Annotated in this window: 28 protein-coding genes; 12 read left to right on the forward strand and 16 right to left on the reverse strand. The window is 61.0% G+C overall.

All coding sequences use genetic code 11. The annotated features are described in order from the left end of the window. Positions 1-78: 78 nt before the first annotated feature. The 5 genes from HKK54_RS04430 to HKK54_RS04450 form a co-directional block, all read right to left on the reverse strand. Positions 79-1,014, reverse strand: coding sequence for a glutathione S-transferase family protein (locus HKK54_RS04430; protein WP_169386251.1), 936 nt, complete (start codon positions 1,012-1,014; stop codon positions 79-81). A 75-nt stretch (positions 1,015-1,089) separates the two neighbouring features. Next, positions 1,090-1,365 (reverse strand): GIY-YIG nuclease family protein, encoded by a 276-nt coding sequence (locus HKK54_RS04435; protein WP_010170353.1) that lies wholly within the window; start codon positions 1,363-1,365, stop codon positions 1,090-1,092. A 36-nt stretch (positions 1,366-1,401) separates the two neighbouring features. Next, complete coding sequence (locus HKK54_RS04440; protein WP_169386252.1) at positions 1,402-1,872, reverse strand: nuclear transport factor 2 family protein; 471 nt, start codon at positions 1,870-1,872, stop codon at positions 1,402-1,404. A gap of 99 nt (positions 1,873-1,971) precedes the next feature. Continuing rightward, positions 1,972-2,607, reverse strand: coding sequence for a response regulator transcription factor (locus HKK54_RS04445; RefSeq protein ID WP_029615874.1), 636 nt, complete (start codon positions 2,605-2,607; stop codon positions 1,972-1,974). A 201-nt stretch (positions 2,608-2,808) separates the two neighbouring features. Then, complete coding sequence (locus HKK54_RS04450) at positions 2,809-3,624, reverse strand: Hpt domain-containing response regulator (RefSeq protein WP_178120970.1); 816 nt, start codon at positions 3,622-3,624, stop codon at positions 2,809-2,811. Positions 3,625-4,015: 391 nt separating this feature from the next. On the opposite strand from HKK54_RS04450, the gene HKK54_RS04455 reads away from it, so the two are divergent. The 7 genes from HKK54_RS04455 to HKK54_RS04485 all read left to right on the forward strand — a co-directional run bounded on the left by HKK54_RS04455 (position 4,016) and on the right by HKK54_RS04485 (position 11,128). Then, positions 4,016-4,627 carry a DUF1120 domain-containing protein gene (locus HKK54_RS04455; RefSeq protein ID WP_169386253.1) on the forward strand — a complete coding sequence of 204 codons (612 nt, stop codon included), beginning with the start codon at positions 4,016-4,018 and terminating at the stop codon, positions 4,625-4,627. A 45-nt stretch (positions 4,628-4,672) separates the two neighbouring features. Next, positions 4,673-5,293: a DUF1120 domain-containing protein gene (locus HKK54_RS04460; RefSeq protein ID WP_169386254.1), complete on the forward strand. Its 621-nt coding sequence runs from the start codon at positions 4,673-4,675 to the stop codon at positions 5,291-5,293. Between the two features lie 36 nt (positions 5,294-5,329). After that, positions 5,330-5,950: a DUF1120 domain-containing protein gene (locus HKK54_RS04465; RefSeq protein ID WP_169386255.1), complete on the forward strand. Its 621-nt coding sequence runs from the start codon at positions 5,330-5,332 to the stop codon at positions 5,948-5,950. A gap of 96 nt (positions 5,951-6,046) precedes the next feature. Further along, on the forward strand, positions 6,047-6,760 hold the full coding sequence (locus HKK54_RS04470) for a fimbria/pilus chaperone family protein (RefSeq protein WP_169389245.1): 714 nt from the start codon (positions 6,047-6,049) through the stop codon (positions 6,758-6,760). Positions 6,761-6,853: 93 nt separating this feature from the next. Further along, positions 6,854-9,310, forward strand: a complete 2,457-nt coding sequence (locus tag HKK54_RS04475; RefSeq protein WP_169386256.1) for a fimbria/pilus outer membrane usher protein — start codon at positions 6,854-6,856, stop codon at positions 9,308-9,310. A 10-nt stretch (positions 9,311-9,320) separates the two neighbouring features. Next, positions 9,321-10,460 carry a DUF1120 domain-containing protein gene (locus HKK54_RS04480; RefSeq protein WP_010170370.1) on the forward strand — a complete coding sequence of 380 codons (1,140 nt, stop codon included), beginning with the start codon at positions 9,321-9,323 and terminating at the stop codon, positions 10,458-10,460. Between the two features lie 20 nt (positions 10,461-10,480). Continuing rightward, entirely contained in the window at positions 10,481-11,128 is a 648-nt protein-coding gene (locus tag HKK54_RS04485; protein WP_169386257.1) for a DUF1120 domain-containing protein, read from the forward strand. Between the two features lie 9 nt (positions 11,129-11,137). Here HKK54_RS04485 and HKK54_RS04490 read toward each other — a convergent pair whose 3' ends face one another. Continuing rightward, positions 11,138-12,418, reverse strand: a complete 1,281-nt coding sequence (locus HKK54_RS04490) for a CynX/NimT family MFS transporter (protein ID WP_169386258.1) — start codon at positions 12,416-12,418, stop codon at positions 11,138-11,140. Next, positions 12,408-13,067: a FadR/GntR family transcriptional regulator gene (locus HKK54_RS04495; protein WP_169386259.1), complete on the reverse strand. Its 660-nt coding sequence runs from the start codon at positions 13,065-13,067 to the stop codon at positions 12,408-12,410. Before HKK54_RS04495 ends, HKK54_RS04490 begins: the two co-directional genes overlap by 11 nt. Before the next feature lie 159 nt (positions 13,068-13,226). Between HKK54_RS04495 and HKK54_RS04500 the strand changes: the two genes are divergently transcribed. Both HKK54_RS04500 and HKK54_RS04505 read left to right on the forward strand, forming a co-directional pair. After that, entirely contained in the window at positions 13,227-13,538 is a 312-nt protein-coding gene (locus HKK54_RS04500; RefSeq protein WP_029615878.1) for a type II toxin-antitoxin system MqsR family toxin, read from the forward strand. Continuing rightward, complete coding sequence (locus HKK54_RS04505) at positions 13,535-14,020, forward strand: type II TA system antitoxin MqsA family protein (RefSeq protein ID WP_169386260.1); 486 nt, start codon at positions 13,535-13,537, stop codon at positions 14,018-14,020. The genes HKK54_RS04500 and HKK54_RS04505 overlap by 4 nt, the downstream gene beginning before the upstream one ends. A gap of 53 nt (positions 14,021-14,073) precedes the next feature. On the opposite strand, the gene HKK54_RS04510 is transcribed toward HKK54_RS04505, so the two are convergent. From HKK54_RS04510 to HKK54_RS04525, 4 genes are all read right to left on the reverse strand, one after another. Next, positions 14,074-14,838: an amino acid ABC transporter ATP-binding protein gene (locus tag HKK54_RS04510; protein ID WP_003171943.1), complete on the reverse strand. Its 765-nt coding sequence runs from the start codon at positions 14,836-14,838 to the stop codon at positions 14,074-14,076. A gap of 10 nt (positions 14,839-14,848) precedes the next feature. Then, on the reverse strand, positions 14,849-15,946 hold the full coding sequence (locus HKK54_RS04515) for an amino acid ABC transporter permease (protein WP_003216325.1): 1,098 nt from the start codon (positions 15,944-15,946) through the stop codon (positions 14,849-14,851). Between the two features lie 10 nt (positions 15,947-15,956). After that, positions 15,957-17,138 (reverse strand): amino acid ABC transporter permease, encoded by a 1,182-nt coding sequence (locus HKK54_RS04520; protein WP_010170390.1) that lies wholly within the window; start codon positions 17,136-17,138, stop codon positions 15,957-15,959. A gap of 72 nt (positions 17,139-17,210) precedes the next feature. Beyond that, positions 17,211-18,242, reverse strand: a complete 1,032-nt coding sequence (locus HKK54_RS04525) for an amino acid ABC transporter substrate-binding protein (protein ID WP_010170392.1) — start codon at positions 18,240-18,242, stop codon at positions 17,211-17,213. Between the two features lie 347 nt (positions 18,243-18,589). Here HKK54_RS04525 and HKK54_RS04530 point away from each other — a divergent pair, with 347 nt between their 5' ends. The 3 genes from HKK54_RS04530 (at position 18,590) to HKK54_RS04540 (ending at position 22,141) form a co-directional block, all read left to right on the forward strand. Beyond that, positions 18,590-19,246, forward strand: coding sequence for an alpha/beta hydrolase (locus tag HKK54_RS04530; protein WP_010170394.1), 657 nt, complete (start codon positions 18,590-18,592; stop codon positions 19,244-19,246). Between the two features lie 96 nt (positions 19,247-19,342). Then, the gene (gene rhlB / locus HKK54_RS04535; protein ID WP_032881918.1) at positions 19,343-20,830 is read left to right on the forward strand and encodes an ATP-dependent RNA helicase RhlB; all 1,488 of its coding nucleotides are present in this window, start codon (positions 19,343-19,345) and stop codon (positions 20,828-20,830) included. Between the two features lie 174 nt (positions 20,831-21,004). Beyond that, entirely contained in the window at positions 21,005-22,141 is a 1,137-nt protein-coding gene (locus HKK54_RS04540) for an NAD(P)/FAD-dependent oxidoreductase (protein WP_169386261.1), read from the forward strand. A gap of 105 nt (positions 22,142-22,246) precedes the next feature. Here the strand turns inward: HKK54_RS04540 and moaE are convergent, their stop codons facing one another. The 5 genes from moaE to HKK54_RS04565 form a co-directional block, all read right to left on the reverse strand. Further along, entirely contained in the window at positions 22,247-22,696 is a 450-nt protein-coding gene (moaE, locus tag HKK54_RS04545; RefSeq protein ID WP_010170400.1) for a molybdopterin synthase catalytic subunit MoaE, read from the reverse strand. A gap of 2 nt (positions 22,697-22,698) precedes the next feature. After that, complete coding sequence (gene moaD, locus HKK54_RS04550) at positions 22,699-22,941, reverse strand: molybdopterin converting factor subunit 1 (RefSeq protein ID WP_010170402.1); 243 nt, start codon at positions 22,939-22,941, stop codon at positions 22,699-22,701. Further along, on the reverse strand, positions 22,938-23,411 hold the full coding sequence (gene moaC, locus HKK54_RS04555) for a cyclic pyranopterin monophosphate synthase MoaC (protein ID WP_010170404.1): 474 nt from the start codon (positions 23,409-23,411) through the stop codon (positions 22,938-22,940). The genes moaD and moaC overlap by 4 nt, the downstream gene beginning before the upstream one ends. Before the next feature lie 141 nt (positions 23,412-23,552). Beyond that, positions 23,553-24,947: a PhoH family protein gene (locus HKK54_RS04560; RefSeq protein ID WP_010170407.1), complete on the reverse strand. Its 1,395-nt coding sequence runs from the start codon at positions 24,945-24,947 to the stop codon at positions 23,553-23,555. Between the two features lie 348 nt (positions 24,948-25,295). After that, the gene (locus HKK54_RS04565; protein ID WP_169386262.1) at positions 25,296-26,420 is read right to left on the reverse strand and encodes a polysaccharide deacetylase family protein; all 1,125 of its coding nucleotides are present in this window, start codon (positions 26,418-26,420) and stop codon (positions 25,296-25,298) included. Positions 26,421-26,980 lie beyond the last annotated feature (560 nt).

Genomic DNA, 26,980 nt, shown 5'->3' on the forward strand with positions numbered 1-26,980 from the left:
ATGCGAATTAATCGCAGTTTCAAGCACTACACGGATGGCCGACAGGTTTACCTCACACCGATTTGAAAATAATTTCAGTCATACCGGTTGGATCCGAAATCCGAAGCGTGGAAAGTGCACATGCACGGTGCCGCCACGTTCGTCGGTGCGCCGCACAATCAGCTGTTCACGGCCGGTGAACAGCAACTCGCCGGCCACTGGATCGACGCCATAATCGGTAGCACTGATGGTCACCTGCTGGCCGGGCTTGAAGCCGTTCGGGTCTTCGAAGATTTCTTCCGGCAAGTTGGCTGGCGTGGCATTACGCGCGACGTCCAGGGCTTGTTCGGCGGTCATCTGGCTAGAGGTGCCATGGCCGAAACACAGCACCCGGGCCAACCAGGCGGCCACGGCGGGATAGGTTTCCACCAGCGGCGACGTCACCGGCGAGCCCATGAGGAACCACAACGGATGCGCCAGGGCAAAGTCGGCAATCGACGGCTCGCCGAACAGGAAGTCGCCCTGCTGATGCTGTAACTGTTGATTGATACGGCCAATGATCACCGGCCATTGGTGTGTGGCCTGGTCCAGTTGCACACGGGTGGCGGTGCCACCGCTGAACAACTTGCTGCGGTCGGCCACCAGTACCTGGATCATTTCCGGCGGTACCTTGGCGAACTTCACCGCCAGGGACTCCGGCTGGAACACCAGGCTCACCGCATGGGAGAACACCGTCGAATCGGCCCAGGCGGCGAAGCCCTGGCTGACCAGTTCGAGGCCTTGGGGAAACAGCGCCGGCGCGGCCTTTTCCTGCTCCAGGCGGCGGGCGATCAGCGCGGTGTCGCAGTAGATATCGGCGCCGACCTGCAGCACCGGGGTCTTGCGATAACCGCCAGTGAGGGCGGTCAAGTCAGGCTTGGGCATCACCGGTGAGATATGCACCGAGCGCCAGGACAGGCCTTTGAAGCCCAGCAACAGGCGGGCTTTTTCAGCAAACGGGGATTGCGGGTAGTGGTGGAGGATCAACTCAGACATGCCAGGCTCCGCTCAATGTGTGAGCGTCCAGCTTAGCCTGCAAACCCGGCAAAGGCGCGCATGGGAACCTATCAGTCAAATTGATGGACCGATCGCCGCCAGGCACTCCTTGGCGCTTTTCTTCAATTTCTTGATCAGCCGTTCCTGACGCAACGCCTCGGCCTTGCTGGCACAGGCTTCGGTGTACACCAGCGCCACGGCGGGGCTTGAGAGAAAAAACCGTGCACCCTTGCCGCTCTGGTGAGTGGCAAAGCGGCGCACCGGGTCATTGCTGATGCCGCAATAGAGCGAGCCGTTGGCGGCACGCACCAGGTACACAAACCACGGCTTGGCTTCAGAGGGAGTGGTCACGGATCAATTCGGCAAACCAAAGGAACGCCAATCTTATCAACGACTGGCCTGGAACGCCTTCAAGCCTTTCAGCGCCTGGGCCCGCACGGCGTTTTTCACCAGCGGCGTCCAGCCCAGCAACAGGCCTTTGGTGCCCAATGCCTGGCGCGACCAACGCCACAGGTCGAAGTGGTCGTGATGCTCGCAGATCTTGCCATCACGAAACACAAAACGCGCCCGGATGTCGTTGACCACGGTGTTGCCCGTCGCACTGAACAGGTAAGTCGCCACCCAGTGCGCGCTGCCGGTGATTTCGTCACTGCGCACGCTGTCGAGGGTCAGGGAAAAGTCCTTGGCGCGGGTGGTGAGCATGCGCCACATGTCGCCCGCATCCCGGCCACGCAGCTCGCCGAACGCCGGGTCGCTGAACACCACGTCGTCGGTGTAGCAAGCGCTCATGGCCTCGGCATCCAGGCGCTGGAAGGCACTGTAGAACTCGGTGATCAAAGCGTTATGGGCGTCGCTCATGGGCAGGTTCCGCAAAAGGGGTTGGATGGCCGGTACGATAATCCCCAACGCCCGGGAACACTACTGGCATCAACGCCAGGAATACCCCGTCCCACTCATTCAGGGAACCATTCCGCTGCTGCGAGCATAGGCGAACAAATCCACATCGGTGGAGATACACAGGCGGTTCATGGCGGTGCTTTTCTGTTTGCTGATGGTGGAAATGCTGCGGTTGACCCGTGCGGCAATCTGGCTGACGGTCATGCCGCTGGCCAGCATGCGCACCACTTCCCGCTCCTTGCCGGACAGTTGCGGCGGCTGCAACTGGTCGCCGGTCCCGGCCTCGACCAACTGCACCCGCAGGCATTCGCTGACAAACGTCTTGCCCTCGCTCACCGCCTTGATCGCCGAAGGCAACTCTTTGGCTGAGGCGTTCTTCGCGACGATGGCCCTGGCGCCCTGGGCGAACGAGGCACGCAAGGTGGCGATATTGGCAAACATCGTCACCAGGATCACCGGCAACCCGGGGTACTGGCGTTGCAACAACCCCAGCAGAACATAGCCATCCGCCTGCTGATTTCCGGGCATGGCAAAGTCCGTTACCAGGATATCGCAGGGGGTGGAAGCCAGCACGCTGAGCAACTCATCAGGACCGTTGGCCTCACCCACCACCTTGCACCTGCCGTCCGCTTCGATCACTACCTTTTGTCCAATACGAACAATGGGATGATCGTCAGCAATAATTACGCGAAGCATAGAAACCCACGAATGATGGCAAATTGATTGGCGCAAAATACCCCCGTCCGCAGCGGGCAACAACCGCCTGTTCGAGACTGGTTTTCACTTGGGTCCCGTGTTTTTAAGTGATCGACTTTTAGCTTACAAAACAAAAGGAAAACACCTACAAAACATACCTACCCACAACCTGAGTAAATCCTACAAAACCCTTTGCCGATGTCATAAATCTGCCAAATACCGCAGATAAACGATCAGTTCTTTTTCAAACCGTTGCAGGTCACGCCGGTTGACCAGAACCCCGTGACCACGCACGCGGTCGATCAGGTGCCCCGCGCGAGTGTCCAGGCCCGTGCCGCCCAGGAACGCCAGGCTGCCCGCCAGTCGGTGCAGGCATTCGAGCGTGCCTTGCCGGTCTTGCTTGCGGAAGGCGCACACCAGGCTCGCATAATCCGAATCAGCCTCCCGCAGCAGGCTGCCCAACATCAGGTCCACCACCTGCCCGTCTCCAAACATCTCGATCAGCCCGGCACGGGTTGGCCAGTTTTTTTGTGGGGCCTCGCTGAACGGGTGGCGTACCTCCCCCGGCCGCTGCGGCAACCAGCGTTCCAGCACTTCACGCAACCGCTCCTGGGACAGCGGCTTGAGCAGCCAGTCATCCATGCCGGCCTCAAGGCAGCGCCGAGCATCGTCCGGCCCCAGCTTTCCGGTGAGAGCGATCACGGGGATACGCTCGCGGCCATCGGCACGCTCACGATGGCGTATCTCACGGGTCATGCTGTAGCCGTCCATCACCGGCATCCGGCAATCGCTGATCACCAGATCAAAACGCCTGTGGGCCATGGTGCTTAACGCGGCTTGCCCATTCTCGACCAGTACATGGGCCAGTTCGAACTTCTGCAAAAACCAGCCCATCAAGGCGCGGTAGGTCTGATGGTCGTCGACGACCAGGACACTCAGGAGCCGCCAGTGAGCAGGAGGGCTACGCCATGTCGGCATTTGCCGGTTCGGGCCGTCGCCTGCAAAAACGCTTGGCATCATGGCCACCTCGGTATCAACGCAGAGGGCCAGCGTCTTTGTTTGCCACGGGCCTATCTTCAAGAGAGGGGCACTCCCGGCAGCGGTCAACAACCACTCACACGACACCCATTTAAAAAACAACCTATCCAAATGAGCGTGTTCGTGGCGATACAAGAACTACGAAAAGACAGGTTTTCCTACACCCACAATCGCCTATTCCGACTTGATCCAGAGCACGTAGAGGGACACGGCGGATTCTCGTAATTGTTGTATTTCCCCTCCCCGACCCGACCGCTAAATTGCGCCCCACCCCGATTGGGGCAACGGTCACGCTTGACCCTCGCCGCCAGCCCGCAAGGTGAAGAAGACCTCACCGGCCAACGGCGGTCCCTCACAAAGGTTTAACCACATGAAGCAACTTGTTCCGGCAGTCCTCGCCTCGGTACTGACATCGTCGGTCTGGGCTGCCAGCACTACCGATCTGAACGTCCGGGGCAGGATCACCCCCAGCTCCTGCAACCCCACGCTTTCTGGTGGAGGATCGGTTGATCTGGGCAAGATTTCGGCGTCCGAGTTGAAGCCCGATCTGCACACCGCGTTGCCGACACGCTCGATGAGCTTGAGCGTGCGCTGTGAAGGCTCGACGTTCTTTGCCATGAACATGATTGATAACCGCTCGGGCACCTCCTTCGTCGAAAGCCTGCACGGCCTGGGCATGACCAGTACCAACCAGAAGGTAGGGGGTGTGGCGTTCGGGCTTTCCAACGCGGTGGCCGACAGCGCGCCGGTACGCCCGATTTTCTCAACCAATGGCGGGGCCACCTGGGTCCCGGCGTCTTATGTAGGGCACGCCGCCCTCACCTCCGTTGCGGCCATAGGCGGTGCGGACACGCCCATTGCCCTGCAAACCCTGGATGCCGACCTGGGCGTCTATACCAATATTGCACCGGCCGACGGCTTGACCCTGATCGATCAGGAGTCCATCGACGGCCACGTCACGCTGCAATTGAAGTACCTCTGATCCACCCCTCCCCACCTCCCCCTTTAGACAAAGGAAATTTTTACCGTGAACACGCTACTCAAAACCGTTGCCAGCACCCTGTTGATCGCCTGCGCTCCTGCCACATTTGCGGCGTCCACTGTGGACTTGACGGTGACCGGCCTGATTACCCCCAACTCCTGCACGCCGACGTTGTCCGGTGGCGGCCAGGTCGATTACGGCAAGATCTCGGCGAAAGATCTCAAGACCAACAATCCCACGCACCTCGGTTCACAAACCCTGCAGATGACCGTGAACTGCGATGCGCCAATTCAGTTCGCCTTGAACGCCATTGACAATCGTCCGGGCACTGCGGCGTTCAGCAATCGATACGGCCTGGGTCTGATCAACGGCAGTCAGCCGTTTGGGGGGTACAACTTGATGCTGCGTAGCCCCGTGGCCGATACCGTAGCGGTTCAACCGATTGCCTCTTACGACAAAGGCACCACCTGGGGCGCTGAATACATCTGGGAGCCGGGGCTTTACATGTCAGTCGGCGCAATGAGCGATGACACTCAGCCGCTCCCAGTGCAAAACCTCACGGTGGACCTGCAGGTGGAAACCAGCATCGCCCGCACCGACGGTCTGGACCTGAGCAATGAAGTACTGATCGACGGTTCCGCAACACTGGAAGTGAAGTACCTGTAACCCCTGGCCCGACACTGAAAAGGAGTTCGTTTCACCATGAACAAGATGCTCAGCATCATCGCGCCGGTCCTGTTACTGGGCGCCCTTGATGCTCACGCGGCCTCGGCCGTGGATCTGGCAGTCAAGGGACTGGTTACACCGAGTTCCTGCACGCCAACGCTCACCAGCGGCGGTGTGGTCGACTACGGCAAGATGTCCGCCAAGGACCTGCGGCCCGACCGCGCTACCTCCCTGGCCAACGTCAACCTGCAACTGGCAATTGCGTGCGAGGGCAGCACGTTGCTGGCCTTGCAGGGCAACGATAACCGTGAAGGCTCTGACCACCGGGGCGACGCGATGTATTACGGTTTGGGGTTGATCAATGGCAGTGAAAAACTCGGGGCCTTTGAGCTGAGGTTTTCCTCACCCGTCGCCGACGGCATAGCGGTGCATACCATCGCTTCGCCGAACAACGGCGGCTCATGGTGGGCCGAACCCAATCTTGTTCGGGGTGACATTCTCAGTGTTGCCTATATAGGTTCTCTGGTACCGATTCCCGTGCGCAGCCTGACGGCGAATGTGCGGGTCGGTGCGGAGATCGCGCCCACCCGCCAACTGACACTGGATAACGAAGTGCCGCTGGATGGTTCGGCGACGATCACCGTCAAATACCTTTAACGTTCTCGCGACCCGCACCTCAGGCCTTGCGCCTGGGGCCGGGTCATGAATGACCTGACGAGACACGTCATGACCCCGTTATTATCAAAACCCGATATGCGACACGTTCTGAGCCTCGGCCTGTTCAGCCTGCTATGGAGCTGTGCGGCCCTGGCCGACGGCATGGTGCCGGAAACGTCCGTGGTGATCGTCCATGAGGCAGAAGGCGAAGCCTCCGTTTCGGTGACCAACACCGACTCGCAGGTAGCCTTGCTGCACGTCACCCTGGAAAACGTGCCCGAAGACACCGAGAGCCTGCTGGTGGTCACCCCGCCGCTGGCCAGGGTGAACCCCTCTGCATCCCAACTGGTGCGCTTCATTTTGCAGAACCGGCAACCCCTGACCACTCAACGACTCAAGCGCGCGATCTTCGAAGGCATGCCCCAGGACCGGGCGCCCGCCGAGGCCGGGCATGCACGGGTTGGCGTGACCGTGCGCCAGAACCTGCCGGTGATCATTCACCCCAAGGGCCTGGCGCAAAATCGCACGCCCTGGACCGGCTTGAGCTGGTCGCTGAACAACAACGAACTCAGTGTCCTCAACGACACCCCGTATGTCGTGCGCCTGGCCCAGGAGCTGCAACTGCTGCCCGGCAAGCAGCGGGCGATGCTGCCACGCACCTACATTTTGCCCGGCGAACACCTGACGATGGGTGTCGCTGCGCAGGCCGCGAGCAGCGTGCGCCTGCAACCGGCCACGGTATACGGCTTTGCGGTCGCCGCCTATGACGCGCCGATTGCCCCTCCACTCAAGAGATCCGACGCACCATAAAAATGAAGTGACCGCGCCATGACGGTCACCACCCAACAGGCCGGGAGCCGCACGCAGCGAGGCTGCGCGCCCCCAACAATCCGAGTGTCCTTCGTGAAAACAGTATTGAAGTACCGTGACGGCGAAGCCGTGCGCGACGGTTCGCAACGCACCCTGGCGCGTACGCTCTTAAGCAGGGCCGCGCTCCCGCTGATCAACCTGCTCTGGCTTGCCCCGGCCTGGGCCGACAGCCAGGGCCAGTTCGACGCAAAGACCTTGCACCAGCGCGGCATCGATCCGGCGCTGGCCAAATTGCTGCTGGAAACACCCCGCTTCACCGCTGGCGTGCACGCCGTCAGCCTCGCTGTGAACGGCCAGCGACAAGGACGGATCAACGCACAGTTCGATGAGCACGGCAGCCTGTGTTTTGATCGCCCGCTGCTCGACGCGGCCAACCTGATCGTCCCCGACGACAACCCGCGCTGCCATGATTTCATCAAGGCCTATCCGCAGACCGTGGTTGAACAAGACCCCGCCACCCTCAGCGTGGCGCTGGTGGTGCCGACCGACGCCTTGCGCCCGCGCCAGCAAGACATTTCCGGCTACCAGACCGGCGGCGTCGCCGCCCTGCTCAACTACGACATGAGTGGCGTCTACAACCGCTTCAATGACGACAGCAGCCGTTTCGGTTCCGCCAACACCGAGGTCGGCTTCAATGCCGGCGACTGGATCGTGCGCAGCCGGCAGGTACAGACCTGGCAGGATGACCGCTCAAGCAGCACGCACCTGGAAGCCTATGCGCAACGCACCTTTGCCCGTCATCAGGCGGTGCTCCAGACCGGCCAGATCAACCTCTACAACCCGGTGCTGCCGGGTGCGCAGATCACCGGCGCGCAGGTGTTCACTGAACAGGCGCTGCAGGATCAGCACCAGGGCGCAACCATTGACGGCATCGCCAACAGCCCCGCCCAGGTGGAAATCCGCCAGAACGGTGCACTGATCCACTCCACCGTAGTGCCCGCCGGCCCGTTTTCCCTGACCGATGTGAGGCGCCTCAATAACCGTTCGGATGTGGAAGTCACGGTCAAGGAAACCTCGGGTGGCGAACGGCGTTATACCGTGCCGGCGGCCCTGCTCGGGATTGGCCTGCCTGCACCCGGCTATTCAATCGGGGCCGGGCGCGTACGCAACGTCGGCGACGCCGATGGCAGCGATCCCTGGGTCGTCAGCGCCGGCTGGAGTGGTGCGCTGCACCCGCGGCTGAGCCTGGGGGCCGGCACGTTACTGGCCAGTGATTATCGCTCCGCCGGGTTGAACCTCGGCTGGCTGCCGTGGGCCGATGGCCAGATCCAACTCTCCACTCAGGCCACCGACGCACGGCTGGACGAAGCCGAACGCGGGCTGCAAACCGACCTGTCCTGGACCCAGCGGCTGGGCGAGCAATGGTCGTTCACGGCAGCCAACTCCTACCGCACACCCGGGTATCGTGAACTGGAAGAAACGGTCTACCAGAACGAGCGGGAAACCCGCCGCAACACCCGCCACCGTTACCGTGACCAACAAAGCCTGGCGCTGTCCTGGACCCATCCTTGGCTGGGCGCATTCAGCGGCGGCGCTTCTCGCTCCAGCACATTTGACGGTGATGACAGCAGCCGCCTCTTCGCTTCCTGGGGCACCAACGTCAGGGGCGTGTCGATTTCCGCCAGCGGCGAACGCCAGATGGGCGGCCAGAATTATCAGGACAACGCGTTGTACTTCACGGTCAGCGTTCCATTGGGTGAGAACCGTCGCGGCCGTTCCTGGCTGCGCAACTCGGGGGGCGAGCACCGCATCGGCGTGGGCCTGAACGAGCAGGTCAATGACCAGTTCAGCTACCGGGTTGCCGCCGAGCACGACAGCCGTGACCAGGAAGTGGAAAGCTCGCTGGGGGTTTCGTACTTGCCGCGCTACAGCCAGTTCGACTTCAACTACACCCGCTCCAACGCGGATCAATCCAGCTACCAGGGCGGTGCCCGCGGTGGCGTGGTGGTGCATGACGGCGGCGTCACCCTGTCGCCTTACCCGGTACGCGAGACCTTCGCCGTGCTGTCGGTCGGCGACATGCCCGGCATCAAGGTCAACACCCCCAGCGGGCCGGTCTGGACCGACTGGCAAGGCCAGGCCGTGGTGCCGCAAGTGACGGCCTATGGCAGCAGCGCGGTGGAGGTGCAAACCCGCTCACTGCCTCGCAACGCCGATATCAGCAACGGACTGGCGATGGTTTCTGCCGGACGCGGGGCGGTGGACAAACTCGACTTCGGCGTGACGATGACGCGCCGCGTGTTGCTCACCGTCATTACGGATCAGGGCCAACCGCTGCCTCGCGGCGCATCGGTGACCGACGATCAGGGGGCGTTCGTGACGCTGGTGCAGGACAACAGCCAAGTGTTTTTGCCCAACGTGCTCGATCAACCTTCGCTGTGGGTAAACGCCCCCGGCATGAACCGCTGCCGGTTGCGCTTCGAACTCGCGGAAAAGGCTGACCCGCAGGTGTATTTCGAAACCGCCCCCGCCCGCTGCCAGATGCCTTGAGGACTGTGCCATGAACCTTGATAAGACCCTGCAACGACTGGCGACCTTACTGCTGCTCGGCATGGCTTCCAACGCCCAGGCGCTGGACGAGTGCCAACTGAACCTCAGTGAATCGCTGCTGGATTTCGGCCAACTGAGCCGCACCGCCCGCCACGACCCGGCGGGCCAACAGCTGGTCGGCGAACGCCGCTTGAGCCTGACGCTCAACTGCCCGCAGCCCACCGACTTGAGCCTGTTCTACCGTGGCCTGGCGGCCAGCGCCGAGCGGCTGCGGTTTACCGAGCGCGGCAACTATCAGATACAGCTCAGCGACGCCGTCGTCGACGGCCAGGCCGTGGAGCTGGGACTGTTGAGCGCCCCGGGGCAATCACCCACAGACACCAGCGCGGTACTCAACTGGCGGCCTGGCTATGGCATCGCGCCGGTGCGGGCCGGCGCGGTGGTGCCGGGCAACAGCCTGGCGCTGCAATTGACCGTCCGCGCCTGGGCCGATGCGGGCGCCACCCTGGTCCAGGACGCAACCCCATGGGAAGCCAGCGGCCTGATCGATGCGGTCAACACCGGCCGTGCGCGTGAGCTGGGCCTGCGTGCACGCGTTGTACCCGCCGCCTGCGTCCCGAGCTTGTCCAACGGTGGCGTGGTGAGTTACGGCACGCTGTCGGCCAAGGCGCTCAACGTTGAAAGGGAAACCGTGCTGGCGACCAAAAACCTGCTGTTTTCCGTCGCCTGCGATGCCGCCACCCCGTTCGCCGTGCGTATGCAGGACAACCGCAACGGCTCGGCCACCGGCGGCACCGATGAAACCTCCTATGGCCTCGACCTGGACGGCGCAGGCAACAAGATCGGGCGCTTCTACGTGCAGGTAGACCCCGCGAATTTCAGCGCCGACACCCTGGCCTCGCTGTACCGCACCGACTCCACCACCGCCGGTCGCGCCTGGAGCACCTCCAGCTCCCAGACGATTCCCCTCGGCGCCAACAGCTACCTGGGGTTCACCGACCGTGCCGGCGACAACGGCGGCCCGGTATCCATCCAGAACCTCTCCGGCAGCCTGCAAATCAGAGCGATCCTGGCCCCCAGCCAAACCATGGACCTGCGCAACGATGTGCACCTGAACGGCTCGGGCACCATCGAAATCATTTACCTGTAACGTCTATCGAGGACCCACCCATGAACCTTTACGGCATTGCACTCTCCACCGCACTCTTGCTGATCCCACCCATGGCACACGCCGCTTCCACCGTCGAGTTGACGGTAAAGGGCCGCATTACCCCGCTGGCCTGCACCCCGACGCTGTCCGGTGGGGGCGTGGTTGACCTGGGAAAAATTTCCCATCAGGACCTGAACATCGAGACAGGCACACGCCTGCCCCTGCGCCAATTGAGCCTGGGCATCAGTTGCAACGGTCCGACCCGTTTCGCCCTGCTCATGACGGACAACCGCGACGGCTCGGCGAACGTCAACAGCGAGATCTTCTACGGATTGGGCCTGGATAACAGCGGCAACAAGGTGGGCCTGTTCTCGGTGAGTTTCGACCCGACACTCACCGTGGTCGACAGCGTGGCGCAAATCTATGGCACCGAATCCACCACGGGCGGCGTCGCCTGGCGCCCGGCCAACCTGCGGCCTATCGACATCGGTTCACAGAGCTACCTGGCCTTTACCGACACCGAAGGCAGCACCGCCGGGCCGTCAGCGATTCAGAACCTGAATACCTTGCTGAAGGTCGAGGTGGTGCTCGCGGCCCTGAAAAACCTGGACCTGAGCACCGACGTACGCATCGATGGCTCGGGCAGCCTTCAAATCGTGTACCTGTAGCCCCGAGCGCTAGACCTTTTCGCTGGTCACCTGAACGTACCGCGAACGTCCCGCGCCCAGTCCGGCGACGATCGCACCCAGGCCGATCACCGCGAAAATCCAGCCCACGGCGGCCCAGCCGCCGGTCCAGTCATGCACCAGGCCCACCGCGAACGGCCCCATGGACGCCAGGGTATAACCGATGCCCTGGGCCATGCTCGACAGGTTGGCGGCGACGTGGGCATCGCGCGAACGCAGCACGATCAAGGTCAGTGCCAGGCTGAACGTACCGCCCTGGCCCAGGCCCAGCAGAATCGCCCAGCCCCACAAACCGTCCAGCGGCGCATACAGGCAACCGAACAGGCCACCCAGCGTCAGCACCATCACCACCACGATAGCCAGGCGCTGATCCTTGCCCCGCGTAGCCAGCCACGGCGCGGCCAGGGAGCTGGCCAGTTGCACGATCACCGACCCCGAGAGCACCAGGCCGGCCTGGGTGGCGGTCAAGCCACGCCCGATCAGGATGGAAGGCAACCAGCCAAACACGATGTAGGCCAGGGACGATTGCAGGCCCATGTACAGGGTCACCTGCCAGGCCAGCGGGTCACGCAACAGGCCCTTCACCCGATAAGCCACAGAGTGCGCGCCGTGCTTCTGGCCGATTTGCGGCAGCCAGAACAGTGCAGCGATCAACGCCGGCAGGATCCAGAACCCCAGGCCGATGGTCCAGCTGTCACCAAAGTAGTGACTCAGCGGCACTGTGGACCCCGCCGCCAGCGCCGCGCCCAGGCACAGGGCCATGGTGTACACGCCAGTCATGGTGCCCGCCTGTTTGGCGAAGTCGCGCTTGACGATGCCGGGCAGCAACACACCGATGATGCCAATGCTCGCACCGGCCAGCAGGCTGCCGGCGAACAGTCCGACCTCACCGAATGAACTGCGCAGGATGATGCCGCCCGCCAGGGTCAGCAGGATCCCCAGCACCACGCGCTCGGCGCCAAAACGCCGGGCCAGGATCGGTGCCAGCGGCGCAAACAGGCCCAGGCACAACACCGGCAAGGTGGTCAGCAGTCCGGCCTTGGCCGCCGACAAACCGAGGCTGTTCGATACCTCAGCAAGCAGCGGCGACATGCTCGACAGCGCCGGGCGCAGGTTCAGCGCCACCAGGATCAGGCCCAGCAGCAACAACCACGGGCGACTCACCACCGGCGGGCTGTGCTGGACCTCATCGTCGTCGGCTTCGGCATCGATCAGCAGTTCTTCAAGGGCGTTTTCTGAACGGGGCATGAGGTTCTCGGGTTCAAGGTTCATTGATCAACTGCCGGGACAGGGCCTTGGCGCGCTCCGGGTCCTGTTGCTCCACGGCATCGAGCAAGGCGCCGTGCAAATCGAACACCGCTTGCCGGCGGGGTTTGATGTTCAGGGTCTGGCGCAGTTGCGCACCGACGATGCTGGAGAAGTACTGGTACAGCTCGCTCAAGGCCGGGTTGTGGGCGGCGTCCACCAGGCGTTTGTGGAACACCAGGTCGCAGGTGATGTAGTGCTCCAGGTCGCCGTGGTAATGCTCGCCGCTGGCTTTCAGCGCCTCGCGCAAGGCGATCAGGTCTTCATCCGTACGCCTTGACGCCGCCAGGCCGATGGCCTCGACTTCGAGAATCTGCCGTGTCTCCTGGGCCTGGGCCAGGGTGCAGTGGGACAGGGCTTTCATTGCCCCCAGCGGGTCGGTCATGGAGCGCAAGTAGCTGCCGTCGCCCTGGCGGATCTCGATCAACCCGGAGAACGCCAACACCCGCATGGCTTCGCGCACGGTGTTGCGGCTGATGCCCAGTTCGGCAGACAACTCGGGCTCGGTGGGCAGGCGCTCGCCGATCGCCCACACGCCTTGGGTGATGCGCTGGCGCAACTGGTCCAGGGCCAGGTCGACGAGGGAGCGTTTGATGAGAGGGGCGATGTCTGTCATGGGATCTGAGCTTTCGTCCAATCATAGGATGAATTTTCCCACAGCCTATTAGGAGTTGCCTACAAAGGCAACGCACTAGGGTTGGTTGGGTAACAAATGGAGCGGGATTTCCGATTGATAAAATTACCCTTAGAGGGTAATTTCGGCCTCAGGTGTCTTATGGAAAAGTACACACCTCATTACGATTTGGCGGCGATAAAAGCGAATGTCAGGCGGCTTGGGAAGAAAGCATTTACCAATACCGCAGAAAGGACCGGCCAGGAGATGGGCCTGACTATTGAAGAGATGCAGGAAGTCATTTTCGAGCTGCAAACCAAGATGTTGTACAAATCGATGACCACCCATGAAGACCATCGAGTGTGGCAGGACGTGTACCACACGAACTCAAAAGATCTGGAGATTTATATAAAGGTGACGTACCGCCCTGCCGGCGGCCCACCCGTAATCTCCTTTAAGGAGAAAAACCCATGAAAACCCAGCAATGTTTCAGCTGCGGCGCGCGTGAGGGCATGACACATTTCGAAGGGCGCGGCGAAACCATGAGCATCAAGGGCATGGAGCGCCGTGTCGATAATCTTTCTGGTTGGGAGTGCCAGAAGTGCGGAGAAATCGAATGGGATCCCGAAAGCTCGGAGCGCCACGGGCAAGCTGGCGATGAACTGGTTATCGCGGCCCGGCAAATGATCGGCGCCGAGATGAAGCGTATCCGTCGCAAACTACACCTTACGCAAAAAGAAACCGTGCAACTGCTGTCCGGTGGTGGCCACAACGCATTTTCGCGTTACGAGCGCGGCGAGATTCTTCCGCCAAAGGCATTGATGCTGCTGATGCGCCTCCTGGATCGTTACCCGCATTTGCTCGCTGACGCAAAGGCTCTGGCCGAAGGTGCCGACCTGCGAGGAGCGTTTAAATACACCGAGCACAAAGAACATGAAAATCTTACGATGGCCTGACCCGCAAAAAACCCGGCACAAGGCCGGGTTTATTTTTAAGCGTTACTCCCGCATCAATGCAAAATCTGGCTCAAGAACAACTTGGTCCGATCATTCTGCGGGTTGTCGAAGAAGTCATTCGGCGCCGCCTGTTCAACGATCTCGCCCTTGTCCATGAAGATCACGCGGTTGGCCACGGTGCGCGCAAAGCCCATTTCGTGGGTCACGCAGAGCATGGTCATGCCGTCTTCCGCCAGGCCGATCATGGTGTCCAGCACCTCTTTCACCATCTCCGGATCGAGCGCCGAGGTCGGCTCATCGAACAGCATGATTTTCGGCTTCATGCACAGCGCACGGGCAATCGCCACGCGCTGTTGCTGGCCGCCGGACAGTTGCCCCGGAAACTTGTGGGCCTGTTCCGGAATACGCACGCGCTCAAGGTAATGCATGGCAATTTCTTCGGCCTTGCGCTTGGGCATCTTGCGCACCCACATCGGCGCCAGCGTGCAGTTCTGCAGGATGGTCAGGTGCGGGAACAGGTTGAAGTGCTGGAACACCATGCCGACTTCGCGGCGGATCGCTTCGATCTGCTTGAGGTCGTTGGTCAGTTCCACGCCATCGACCACGATGCGGCCCTGCTGGTGCTCTTCCAGACGGTTGAGGCAGCGGATGGTGGTGGACTTGCCGGAACCCGACGGGCCGCACAGCACGATACGCTCGCCCTGCTTGACGTTCAGGTTGATGTCTTTCAACACGTGGAACTGGCCATACCACTTGTTGACGCCCTGCATCTGAATAATGCCTTCAGGGCTCACAGGCTGTTTGATCGCTTCACTCATCACAAAACTCCTAACGCTTGTGGCCTGTGTCCAGCTTGTGTTCCAAATGAATGGAATAGCGGGACATACCAAAACAGAAAATCCAGAACACCAGGGCGGCGAACACGTAGCCTTCAGTGGCCATGCCCAACCATTTCGGGTCGGCGGCGGCTTGCTTGACGCTGTTGAGCAGGTCGAACAGGCCGATGATGATCACCAGGCTGGTGTCCTTGAACAACGCGATAAACGTGTTGACGATGCCCGGGATCACCATCTTCAGCGCCTGGGGCAAAATCACCAGGCCCATGCTGCGCCAGTAACCCAGGCCCATCGCGGCGGCCGCTTCGTACTGCCCCTTGGGAATCGCCTGCAAACCGCCGCGCACCACTTCGGCCACGTAGGCCGACTGGAACAGGATCACGCCGATCAACGCCCGCAGCAGCTTGTCGATGCCCATGCCTTCCGGCAGGAACAGCGGCAACATCACCGACGACATGAACAACACCGTGATCAACGGCACACCGCGCCAGAACTCGATGAAGGTCACGCAGACCACACGAATCGCCGGCATGTTCGACCGCCGCCCCAGCGCCAGCACAATGCCCAATGGCAAGGCGCCGGCGATGCCGACGGTGGCGATCACCAGGGTCAGCATCAGGCCGCCCCACTGGCTGGTGGCAACGTTGGTCATGCCGAAGATCCCGCCGTGCAGCAGGAAGTAGGCAACGATCGGGTACACCACCAAAAAGCTCAGGCCGTAGACCGCCTTGCGGGTAAAGCGCGAGATGAACAACGGCGCCACGCCGACAATGGCCAGCCACACGGTCAGGTCCACGCGCCAGCGCAGGTCGCCGGGGTAGTAGCCGTACATGAACTGCCCGAAGCGCTGTTGGATAAACACCCAGCAGGCGCCTTCCTTGGTGCAATCGGCGCGCGTAGTCCCGACCCAGTTGGCGTCGAGGATGGCCCAGTGCAGGATCGGTGGCACGACCAGGTAGATCAGGTAAAACGCCAACAGCGTCAGCAGGGTGTTGAGCCAGCTGGAAAACAGGTTGGCGCGCATCCATGCCATCGGCCCGAACACTTTGTTCGGCGGCGGCATATCAGGTTTGAATGTATGCGTACTCATGCAGGCTTCCTCACCGCTCGATCAGCGCAATGCGCTTGTTGTACCAGTTCATCAGCAGGGAAATGCTGATGCTGATCGCCAGGTACACGCTCATGGTGATGGCAATAACCTCGATGGCCTGGCCGGTCTGGTTGAGCACCGTGCCGGCAAACAGCGAAACCATTTCCGGGTAACCGATACCGGCAGCCAGTGACGAGTTTTTCGCCAGGTTCAGGTATTGGCTGGTCAGCGGCGGGATGATCACGCGCAAGGCTTGCGGGATGATCACTTTGCGCAGGGTCGGACCGTTGCGCAGGCCCAGGGAGCGCGCCGCTTCGGTCTGGCCGTGGCTGACAGACTTGATGCCTGAACGCACGATCTCGGCAATAAACGCTGCCGTGTACACGGTAAGCGCGAGGGTCAATGCCAGCAGTTCAGGGATCAATACCCAGCCGCCGACAAAGTTGAACCCCTGCAACTTGGGCATTTCCCAGTGCAGCGGTGCACCGAAGATCAGTGAACACAGCGCAGGAATCACCACCAGCAGTGCCAGGCCGGCCCAGAACTTGTGGAAGGGAACACCGGTGGCTTCAAAGCGTTTGTTGGCCCAGCGGGCCATCAGCACAACAGCGATAATCGCCACCACCACGCTGATCACAAACGGCCAGAAACCGTCCGCCATCAAGGCGGCGGGCATGTTCAGGCCACGGCTGCTGACAAAGAACGTGTCGCCGAAGTTGTGGCTGTTGCGCGGCCCCGGCATCGTCAGGAAGACCGCGAAGTACCAGAACAGGATTTGCAGCAGTGGCGGAATGTTGCGGAACACTTCCACGTACACGGTCGCCAGCTTGTTGATCATCCAGTTGGGCGACAAGCGCGCCACGCCGATGATGAACCCGAGGATGGTCGCCAGGACCACGCCGATCACAGTCACCAGCAACGTGTTGAGCAGACCGATCACAAAGACCCGGGCATAGCTGTCCGATTCGGTGTAGTCGATCAGGTGCTGAGCGATGCCGAAGCCGGCACTGCGCTCAAGAAAGTCGAAACCCGAGGTAATGCCCCGGTGTTGAAGGTTGGTTTGCGTGTTGTTGAACAGGTACCAGCCCAACGAGACCACCGCCACAATCGTGATGATCTGGAATAGCCACGCACGCACTTTTGGATCACTGAAGCTGAGCTTCTGTTTTGGTGCGCCGATTTGATTTTGCATTAAGTGCCCCAGGAATAATGGAACAGAACATCACCCGGCGGTTGGCCCACCGGGTGACAGAACCATCAGCGATCAGCGCACAGGTGGTGCGTATTGAATGCCACCGTTGGTCCACAGTGCGTTCAGGCCACGATCGATTTCCAGAGGCGTGCTTTTGCCGAGGTTTTTCTCGAACACTTCGCCGTAGTTACCGACTTGCTTGACGATCTGTACGACCCAGTCTTTCTTCACTTTCAGGTCTTTGCCGTATTCGCCGTCAGCACCCAGCAGACGGGCAACGTCCGGGTTCTTGGTGGACTTGGCTTCAGCTTCGACGTTCTTCGAGGTGATACCGGCTTCTTCAGCGTTGAGCATGGCGTAGCCAACCCAGCGCACGATGGCCAGCCACTCGTCGTCGCCGTTACGCACGACAGGGCCCAGTGGTTCTTTGGAAATGGTTTCCGGCAGTACCACGTAGTCCTTCGGCGAGGCCAGCTTGCTGCGCTGTGCGTAGAGCTGGGACTTGTCGGAGGTCAGTACGTCGCAACGACCGGATTCCAGCGACTTGGCGCTTTCATCGGAGGTGTCGAACGTGATCGGGGTGTACTTCAGGTTGTTGGCACGGAAGTAGTCGGAAACGTTCAGTTCAGTGGTGGTACCGGCCTGGATGCAGATGGTTGCACCGTCCAGTTCCTTGGCGCTTTTCACACCCAGCTTGTTGTTAACCAGGAAGCCAACACCGTCGTAGTAGGTGATGAAGCCCGGGAATTTCAGGCCCATGCCGGCATCGCGGGAGCTGGTCATGGTGGTGTTGCGCGACAGGATGTCGACTTCGCCAGACTGAAGCGCGGTGAAACGCTCCTTGGCATTCAACTGGCTGAATTTGACCTTGGTTGCGTCACCGAATACGGCAGCCGCAACAGCACGGCACACGTCAGCGTCGATCCCGAGGATCTTGCCGCTGGCATCCGGCACCGAGAAGCCCGGCAGACCGTCGCTCACGCCACACTGCACAAAGCCTTTCTTCTGCACGGCGTCCAGGGTAGCGCCAGCCTGGGCGAAACCACTGACACCCAGTACGGCAGCCGCGGTCACGATGGCCAGGGTGGATTTCAATACCTTCATTCAAACCTCCAGTTTTGCTCTTGTTGTGTCGGAGCTCGAACCCCACCGCACCCTTATGAGGCGACATCGACCCGTGTTGGCTTTTTTTGGGGTCAAACAGCATGAGGTTTTTGCTTTAAGTCCAGTTGCTATCCCACAGGCGTCAGTCACTGATAGTGTTACCGCCTGGGGTGAGCCTTGACATCGGGTTTCTCATAGCAAGCCCCGTACCAGACTGGTGGCTGAGTCGTTTCAGCCCATGGTCAAGAGCAAAAGATTCAACCTTGCGACATTCTCTTAACAGATCAACCCGTCGCGCACCGTTCCGACGCACTCAATCGGAGCGCACGCACATTTATGGAGCAGACATGACCGAACCCTTGATTCTTCAGCCCGCCAAGCCCGCAGACGCCTGCGTAATCTGGTTGCATGGCCTGGGTGCCGATCGCTACGACTTCCTGCCGGTGGCTGAAGCCCTGCAGGAAAAACTCCTGACTACACGCTTTGTTCTGCCCCAGGCGCCGACACGCCCGGTAACCATTAATGGCGGCTATGAGATGCCCAGTTGGTACGACATCAAGGCCATGAGCCCGGCGCGCTCCATCAGCCTTGAAGAGCTGGAAGAGTCGGCCAGAATGGTCACCGACCTGATCAAGGAACAAAAAAGCAGCGGAATAGACGCCTCGCGGATTTTCCTTGCCGGGTTTTCCCAGGGTGGCGCCGTGGTATTCCACACCGCATTCCTTAAATGGCAGGGCGCATTGGGTGGCGTGATTGCCCTTTCCACCTATGCTCCGACCTTCGGCGACGAGCTTGAATTGTCGGCCAGCCAGCAACGAATTCCGGCGCTGTGCCTGCATGGCCAGTACGACGATGTGGTCCAGAACGCCATGGGACGCAGCGCCTATGAGCATTTGAAGTCCCGCGGTGTCACCGTGGCATGGCAGGAATACCCAATGGGCCACGAAGTGTTACCCCAGGAGATACACGATATCGGTACCTGGTTGGCCGCCCGCCTCGGCTGAAAACCACACATTGTGTAGCCGTATGACCAACGCACTACGCCGCGCCCGATTCTTGCATTACACTGGCCGGCGTACATTCCTTAACCAATTGATGAGATGACCGTGCTCAAAGCACTCAAGAAGATGTTCGGTAAAAGCGAGGCTGAGCAGCTCGCGCCAGGTTCCAGTGCCCCCGCCCACGCCCAAGGCAACCGCAATGACGGTCAGCAGCCTGGCCGGACCGCACCTGTAGCCTCGCCAAAAAAAGAGCCGGTGACCACACCCGCCACGGTTAACGTCGCTGAAGAACCACCCGCCGAGAAGCCACGTCAGGAGCCACGCCAGGAAAAACCGCGCCGCGAACGCGCGCCAAAACCTGTGGTTATCCCCTGGAAACTGGAAGACTTCGTTGTCGAACCCCAGGAAGGCAAAACCCGCTTTCATGACTTCAAGCTCGCCCCGGAACTGATGCACGCCATCCAGGACCTGGGTTTCCCGTACTGCACGCCGATCCAGGCGCAAGTGCTGGGCTTCACCCTCGCCGGCAAAGACGCCATCGGTCGCGCCCAGACCGGTACCGGCAAGACCGCTGCCTTCCTGATCTCGATCATCACCCAGTTGCTGCAGACCCCGCCGCCCAAAGAGCGCTACATGGGTGAGCCGCGCGCACTGATCATCGCCCCGACCCGGGAGTTGGTGGTCCAGATCGCCAAGGACGCCGCCGACCTGACCAAATACACCGGCCTCAACGTGATGACGTTTGTCGGTGGCATGGACTTCGACAAGCAACTCAAGCACCTGGAAGCGCGTCACTGCGACATCCTGGTCGCCACGCCGGGCCGCTTGCTGGACTTCAACCAGCGCGGCGACGTGCACCTGGACATGGTCGAAGTGATGGTGCTGGACGAAGCCGACCGCATGCTCGACATGGGCTTCATCCCGCAGGTGCGTCAGATCATTCGCCAGACCCCGCCGAAAAACGAGCGCCAGACCCTGCTGTTCTCCGCGACCTTCACCGAAGACGTGATGAACCTCGCCAAGCAGTGGACCACCGACCCGTCCATCGTCGAGATCGAGGCCCTGAACGTTGCCAGCGAGAACGTCGAACAGCACATCTATGCAGTGGCCGGTGCCGACAAGTACAAGCTGCTCTACAACCTGGTCAACGACAACGGTTGGGAGCGGGTGATGGTGTTTGCCAACCGCAAGGACGAAGTGCGGCGTATCGAAGAGCGCCTGGTGCGTGACGGCGTCAACGCCGCGCAACTGTCTGGCGACGTGCCGCAGCACAAGCGCATCAAGACCCTGGAAGGTTTCCGCGAAGGCAAGATTCGTGTGCTGGTGGCCACCGACGTGGCCGGGCGCGGGATCCACATCGACGGCATCAGCCACGTGATCAACTTCACCCTGCCGGAAGTGCCGGACGACTACGTGCACCGGATTGGCCGTACCGGCCGTGCGGGCGCTGCGGGCGTATCCATCAGCTTTGCCGGTGAAGACGACTCGTATCAGTTGCCGTCGATCGAAACTTTGCTGGGCCGCAAGATCAGCTGCGAAACACCGCCGACGCATTTGTTGCGCCCGGTGGAGCGTAAACGCCCTTAAGCGGGAATGCGCTAAAAATGTGGGAGCTGGCTTGTGTGGGAGCTGGCTTGCCTGCGATAGCATCACCCCGGTGTAACTGACACACCGAGGTGCCTGCATCGCGGGCAAGCCCGGCTCCTACACAAGCCCGCTCCCACATTTGGTTTCAGCGTCTTCAAATTCAAGGAGGAACACATGAACCAGGCCGACTACATCATCATCGGCGGTGGCATCGCTGGCGCATCCGCCGGTTACTGGCTGTCACAACATGCCCGCGTCATCGTGCTGGAGCGCGAGTCGATGCCGGGTTACCACTCCACCGGCCGCTCCGCCGCCCTGTACATCGCCGCCTACGGCACGCCCCAGGTTCGTGCACTGACCCTCGGCAGCCGCGCCTTCTTCGATCACCCGCCCACCGGTTTTGCCGAGCACCCGCTGCTCACCCCGCGAGGCGAATTGCTGGTGGACTTGACTGGCGACCCGGACGAATTGCAGCGCCAGTACCTGAGCGCCAAGGCCCTGGTGCCGGAAACGCGGCTGCTCGACGTCGATGAATCGATGGCCATGATGCCAATCCTGCGTCGGGAAAAGGTCCATGGCGGGATCTACGATCCTACCGTCTGCGACATCGACACCGACGCGCTGTACCAAGGCTATCTACGTGGCATTCGACGCAACGGCGGTGAAATCCACACCGACAACGACGTGCAAAAACTGACCCGCGACGCCCAGGGCGTGTGGCAAGTTCGCACTGCGCAACAGCACTTCAGCGCCCCGGTCATCATTAACGCCGCAGGTGCCTGGGCCGACCACATCGGTGAGTTGGCCGGTGCACAAAAAATCGGCCTGCAACCCAAGCGTCGCAGTGCATTCGTGTTCGCCGCGCCCGCCGAATTGAACATTCATGCATGGCCGGAGCTGGCGGCCCTCGACGGTTCGTTCTATATGAAACCCGATGCGGGCATGTTCCTCGGCTCACCGGCCAATGCCAACCCGGTAGAGCCCCACGATGTGCAGCCGGAAGAGCTGGACATTGCCACGGGGATCTATCACATCGAGGAAGCCACCACCCTGACCATCCGCCGCCCCGCACGGACGTGGGCCGGGTTGCGCAGTTTTGTCAGCGATGGGGATCTGGTCTGCGGCTTCGATCCACAGGTGGAGGGTTTGTTCTGGATTGCGGCCCAGGGCGGCTATGGGATTCAGACCTCACCGGCCATGGGCCAGGCCAGTGCCGCGCTGGTGCGCGGGAAACCGTTGCCGGATGCATTGGCGGCGTTCGGGTTGACCGAAGCTATGCTGTCGCCTCACCGGCTGCAAGCCTCGACCTAACCCCTGTGGCGAGGGAGCTTGCTCCCGCTGGAGTGCGCAGCGCTCCCAAGATTTTGGGGCCGCTACGCAGCCCAGCGGGAGCAAGCTCCCTCGCCACACGTCTTGTTATTTCCAGCGATCAGCGGCAGCGTGATCGCTGTCGCGCCCTTCCACCCAGCGCGGGCCCTCGCTGGTGTTTTCCTTCTTCCAGAACGGCGCCCGTGTCTTCAGGTAGTCCATCACAAACGCGCAGGCATCAAACGCGGCCTGGCGATGGGCACTGGCCGCCGCCACGAACACGATCGGCTCACCCGGCTCTAGGGCGCCGATGCGGTGCAGCACTTCCAGCTTGAGCAGCGGCCAGCGTTGCTCGGCCTCCACGGCGATTTTGCCGAGGGCTTTTTCCGTCATGCCCGGGTAGTGCTCAAGAAACATCCCCGCCACCTCCCGGCCATCGTTGAAATCACGTACATAGCCGACAAAACTCACCACCGCGCCCACGCCCACATTGGCCGCGTGCATAGCGTTAACTTCGGCACCCGGATCAAACGGCTCGGCCTGCACCCGAATCGCCATGGTCAGCCTCCGGTCACGGGCGGGAAAAACGCCACTTCGTCGCCATCAACCAGCGGCTCGTCCAGCGAGCACAGTTCTTCGTTGCGGGCGCACATCAAGCCGGTTTCGTTGAGCACTTCAAAGCCGGGGTCCGCCGCCAATGCCTGGCGCACGGCATCGATCGTGGCGAACTCGCCTTCAACTTCCAGCGAGTCCAGGTCCACGGCTTCGCGGTAGCGCGCAAAAAACAGTACGGTGATGCTCATGCCTGGTCCGCCTTGAAATGCCCGCTCTTGCCGCCGAGTTTCTCCAGCAGCCGAATATTTTCGATGGTCATGCCACGGTCCACGGCCTTGCACATGTCGTAGATCGTCAGGGCCGCCACGCTCGCCGCCGTCAACGCTTCCATCTCGACGCCGGTCTGGCCACTGAGTTTGCAGCGGGCGACGATGTGCACCGCGTCCAGGCCATCGGCGCTGAGTTCAACCTTGACCCCGGTGAGCATCAGCGGGTGGCACAGAGGGATCAGGTCACTGGTTTTTTTCGCGGCCTGGATCCCGGCAATGCGGGCCACGGCAAACACGTCGCCCTTGGGGTGGGCGCCGTCGACAATCATTTTCAGGGTTTCGGGCAACATGCGCACCCGCGCTTCGGCCACAGCCTCACGGAACGTCACGGCTTTTTCAGTGACGTCGACCATGTGGGCGCGACCTTGGGAATCGAGATGAGTCAGCACAGGGATACTCCTGATCAGGAGCCCCGATTGTAAACCTGCGGGTCAATTTTGCGCACAGCTGAATTTGTAGGAGCCGGCTTGCCGGCGATGGGGCCCTTGAGGACGCCATCGCCGGCAAGCCGGCTCTACAGTGGTCAGTGGTTACAGGTGAGATTCGGCGTATTCGGCCAGAATCGAACGAGGGACACCTTGCAAGGCGATGTGCACGCCGTTCGGGAAGTCCTTGAAGCGTTCCGTCAGGTAAGTCAGCCCGGAGCTGGTCGCGGACAGGTAAGGGGTGTCGATCTGTGCCAGGTTACCCAGGCACACCACTTTGGAACCGGCGCCGGCACGGGTGATGATGGTTTTCATCTGGTGCGGCGTGAGGTTCTGGCATTCATCGATCAAAATCAGGCTTTGCTGGAAGCTGCGACCCCGTATGTAGTTGAGGGATTTGAACTGCAACGGCACTTTGCTGAGGATGTAGTCGACGCTGCCATGGGTGTTTTCGTCATCCATGTGCAAGGCTTCGAGGTTGTCGGTGATCGCCCCCAGCCACGGCTCCATTTTTTCCGCTTCGGTGCCGGGCAGGAAACCGATTTCCTGGTCCAGGCCCTGCACACTGCGGGTGGCGATGATGCGGCGATAGCGCTTGGTCACCATGGTCTGTTCGATGGCGGCCGCCAGGGCGAGGATGGTTTTCCCCGAGCCTGCCGCGCCGGTCAGGTTGACCAGGTGGATGTCCGGATCCAGCAAGGCATACAGCGCCAGGCTCTGGTAGATATCACGCGGTTTCAGGCCCCAGGCTTCCTGGTGCAACAGGGGTTCCTGATGCAAGTCGAGGATCAGCAGCTTGTCGACCTGGATCTCTTTGATCCAGCCCACAAACCCCTGTTCGTCGATGATGAACTCGTTGATGTGCACGGCCGGCAGGTTGTCGATCAGCTGTACCTGGTGCCAGGTGCGGCCATGGTCCTGACGGGTTTCGACCTTGCTGACGCGATCCCAGAACGAGCCGGTCATGGTGTGATAACCACGAGACAGCATCGACACGTCGTCAACCAGCTGGTCAGTACTGTAGTCCTCGGCAGCGATCCCACACGCTCGTGCCTTGAGGCGCATATTGATGTCTTTGGTCACCAGCACCAGGCGCAGGTCCTTGTCACGTGCGTGCAGGTCGATCAATTGGTTGATGATTTTGTTGTCGTTCAGATTCTCCGGCAGCAGGCTGTTGGGCTCGCTGCGCTTGCTCATGAGAATCGACAGCAAGCCCTTGGGCCCGCTTTTGCCACGCTGGATCGGTACGCCCACCTCGACGTCATCGGGGGAGGCTTCGCCGAGGGTCTTGTCGATCAGGCGGATGGCCTGGCGGCATTCGGCGGCAACGCTGTGGTGCCCGCTTTTGAGTTTGTCGAGCTCCTCAAGCACGATCATCGGGATGGCGACGTGGTGTTCTTCGAAGTTAAGCAGTGCGTTTGGATCGTGAATCAGTACGTTGGTATCAAGCACATAAAGGATTGGCTGGTCGGAAGAAGGGTTACGTCCATGATCATCCATACTCGGTCACCTTTGTGGGAGCCAGTCGACGCAATACCGCGACAGTGCTGCGCCTCGATTCGACCGTCGAACGCACTTGAGGGGCGTCAAGTGCGGTGCACACAAGAGGTGTCTTGGAAGACGCCACCTGTGTTGCAGGTTTCGGCTGTCTGTCTTCGTAATACCGCAAAACACATGACAGGAAAAAGCACTTTGACGCTTTTTTGAAGTTTATTTTTCAGGATGACGAATAGCACTAGGCGAGCCGGCATTGCACCGTTAAAGTCGGAAGTCCGCCTGTATCGAAATATCTCCCAAATCCCCCCCGAAAAAACCTCAGCCCCAACAGGGCCGGGCTCTTCGTGCTTTTCAGCGAAACGCTTCCCGGCAATCCTGCCAGCCGAGTCCACTTTCTGCCGTGGCGTGCAAAAGCCAGGGCAATGCGATGCGCGCCTTGTCCTGGGTGTCGTGGAACACGATCATCCCGCGCCGCCACAGCAGCATCAGCGTCAGCACGCGATTGGCCGACTCATCGGCCTTGAGCTTGCCGGCTTCGTCTTCTGAATCGATGTCCCACAGCGCCACCTGCAGCCCCTGGGACTGGAAGAAACCCTGGCTGTCGGAGCGTCGCTGGCCGTAGGGCGGGCGGAACAGCGGCACGTAGTTTTCCGGCATCAGGCTCTGGGCCAGGGAGGCGCTACGGGTGATGGAGGACTGCCAGTCGACCCAGTGGCTATGGGAACGGTACTGCCAGCCCTGGATGCCGACGCACTGGCCCTGGTACAGCGCCTGCACGTCGGTGGCCGAGCTTTTTTCAACGCGGGTTTGCAGACTGTTGCCGAGCACGAAGAAGAGGCCGTGCATTTTCTGTTTGCGCAGGTAGTCGGCCAGCCAGTCGGTGTTGCCGCTGACGGGGGAAGGGCCACTGTCGAAGGTCAGCAGGAACATCCGGTCGTTGAGTTCGTCGCCGTTGCGTTCGTGGTCGCCGAAGCGCGCGATTTCGCTGCTGATCTGCGGGAACAGGGCGGCCTTGCGTAACTGTTCATCCAGGTAGCGCTCGTGGAATACGCCGCTGGGGCCGGCCCAGCCTATATAGAAGGAACTGTCGCTGACCTGGAACTTGGCGGCTTGTTCGCGCAGGTCGTCCATGTTTTCCACGAGGTAGCAGAAGGAGGCGTCCTGTTCGCAGCTTTGTTGGGCGAAGGTGTAGTTTTCCAACAGCCGTTGCCACAGTTGGCGGCGCAGGTCGTCGATGGAGGCCTGGTTGATGATCTTCAGGCCCAGGCGCTGTTTCAGGGCGGGCTCGTCGAGGGCTTCGCTGGCCAGCAGGGTGTGGGCGAACATCAGGATTTCGGCGCGGGAGGCGACATCGAACAGGGCCGGGCTGCTGAGGCGTTCGGGCCAGGTGCCGCGGTCCAGGGTCGCGACATCCACGGGGGCGGCTTGGGCGCCCAGGCAGATGAGCCAGGCTGACAGAAAAAGCGCAATTCGCACGAAGGGTCTCCCTTTCCAGAGTCGTCGGGCACTATAGCCGATCGCGTGGGGGGGCTATTGGGTTGGTGTGTATATCCGTTATTTGGGTGATGGCTGATATCGGTTCCGCTCTTACAGCGGGTCACTTTTGGAAAAGAGCCCGGAATGCCGGCCCAGCCAAAAGTAACCAAAAGGGCTCTTGCCCCACCACTCGGCACCTCGCTCAGGCTCGGTGTGCCCTCACTCCGGCTTTGGAGCGTGGGCCGCCGCGATGGGCCATCCTTGGCCCAGCGCGGCTAACCCGGCGTCCTGCCGGGTTACCCACGCTCCAAAGCCTGCGTTCGGCCAGCGTGGTTTAACGGGGCGCCTAAGATCAAGATCAAAAGCAGATCAACAGCACAGCGGCCTACAGGCCGGCTTGAGTGGTGTGAAGCAAAGGCAACATCAAAATCTAAAGCCAGAGCGGGCACGGTCAAATGTGGGAGCTGGCTTGCCTGCGATGGCATCGCCTCGGTGTACCTGAGAGACCGAGTTGTCTGCATCGCAGGCAAGCCAGCTCCCACAGAAAAGCAGAGCTGCAT

This window comes from Pseudomonas sp. ADAK13, from assembly GCF_012935715.1.
In the GTDB taxonomy this organism is placed as follows: domain Bacteria; phylum Pseudomonadota; class Gammaproteobacteria; order Pseudomonadales; family Pseudomonadaceae; genus Aquipseudomonas.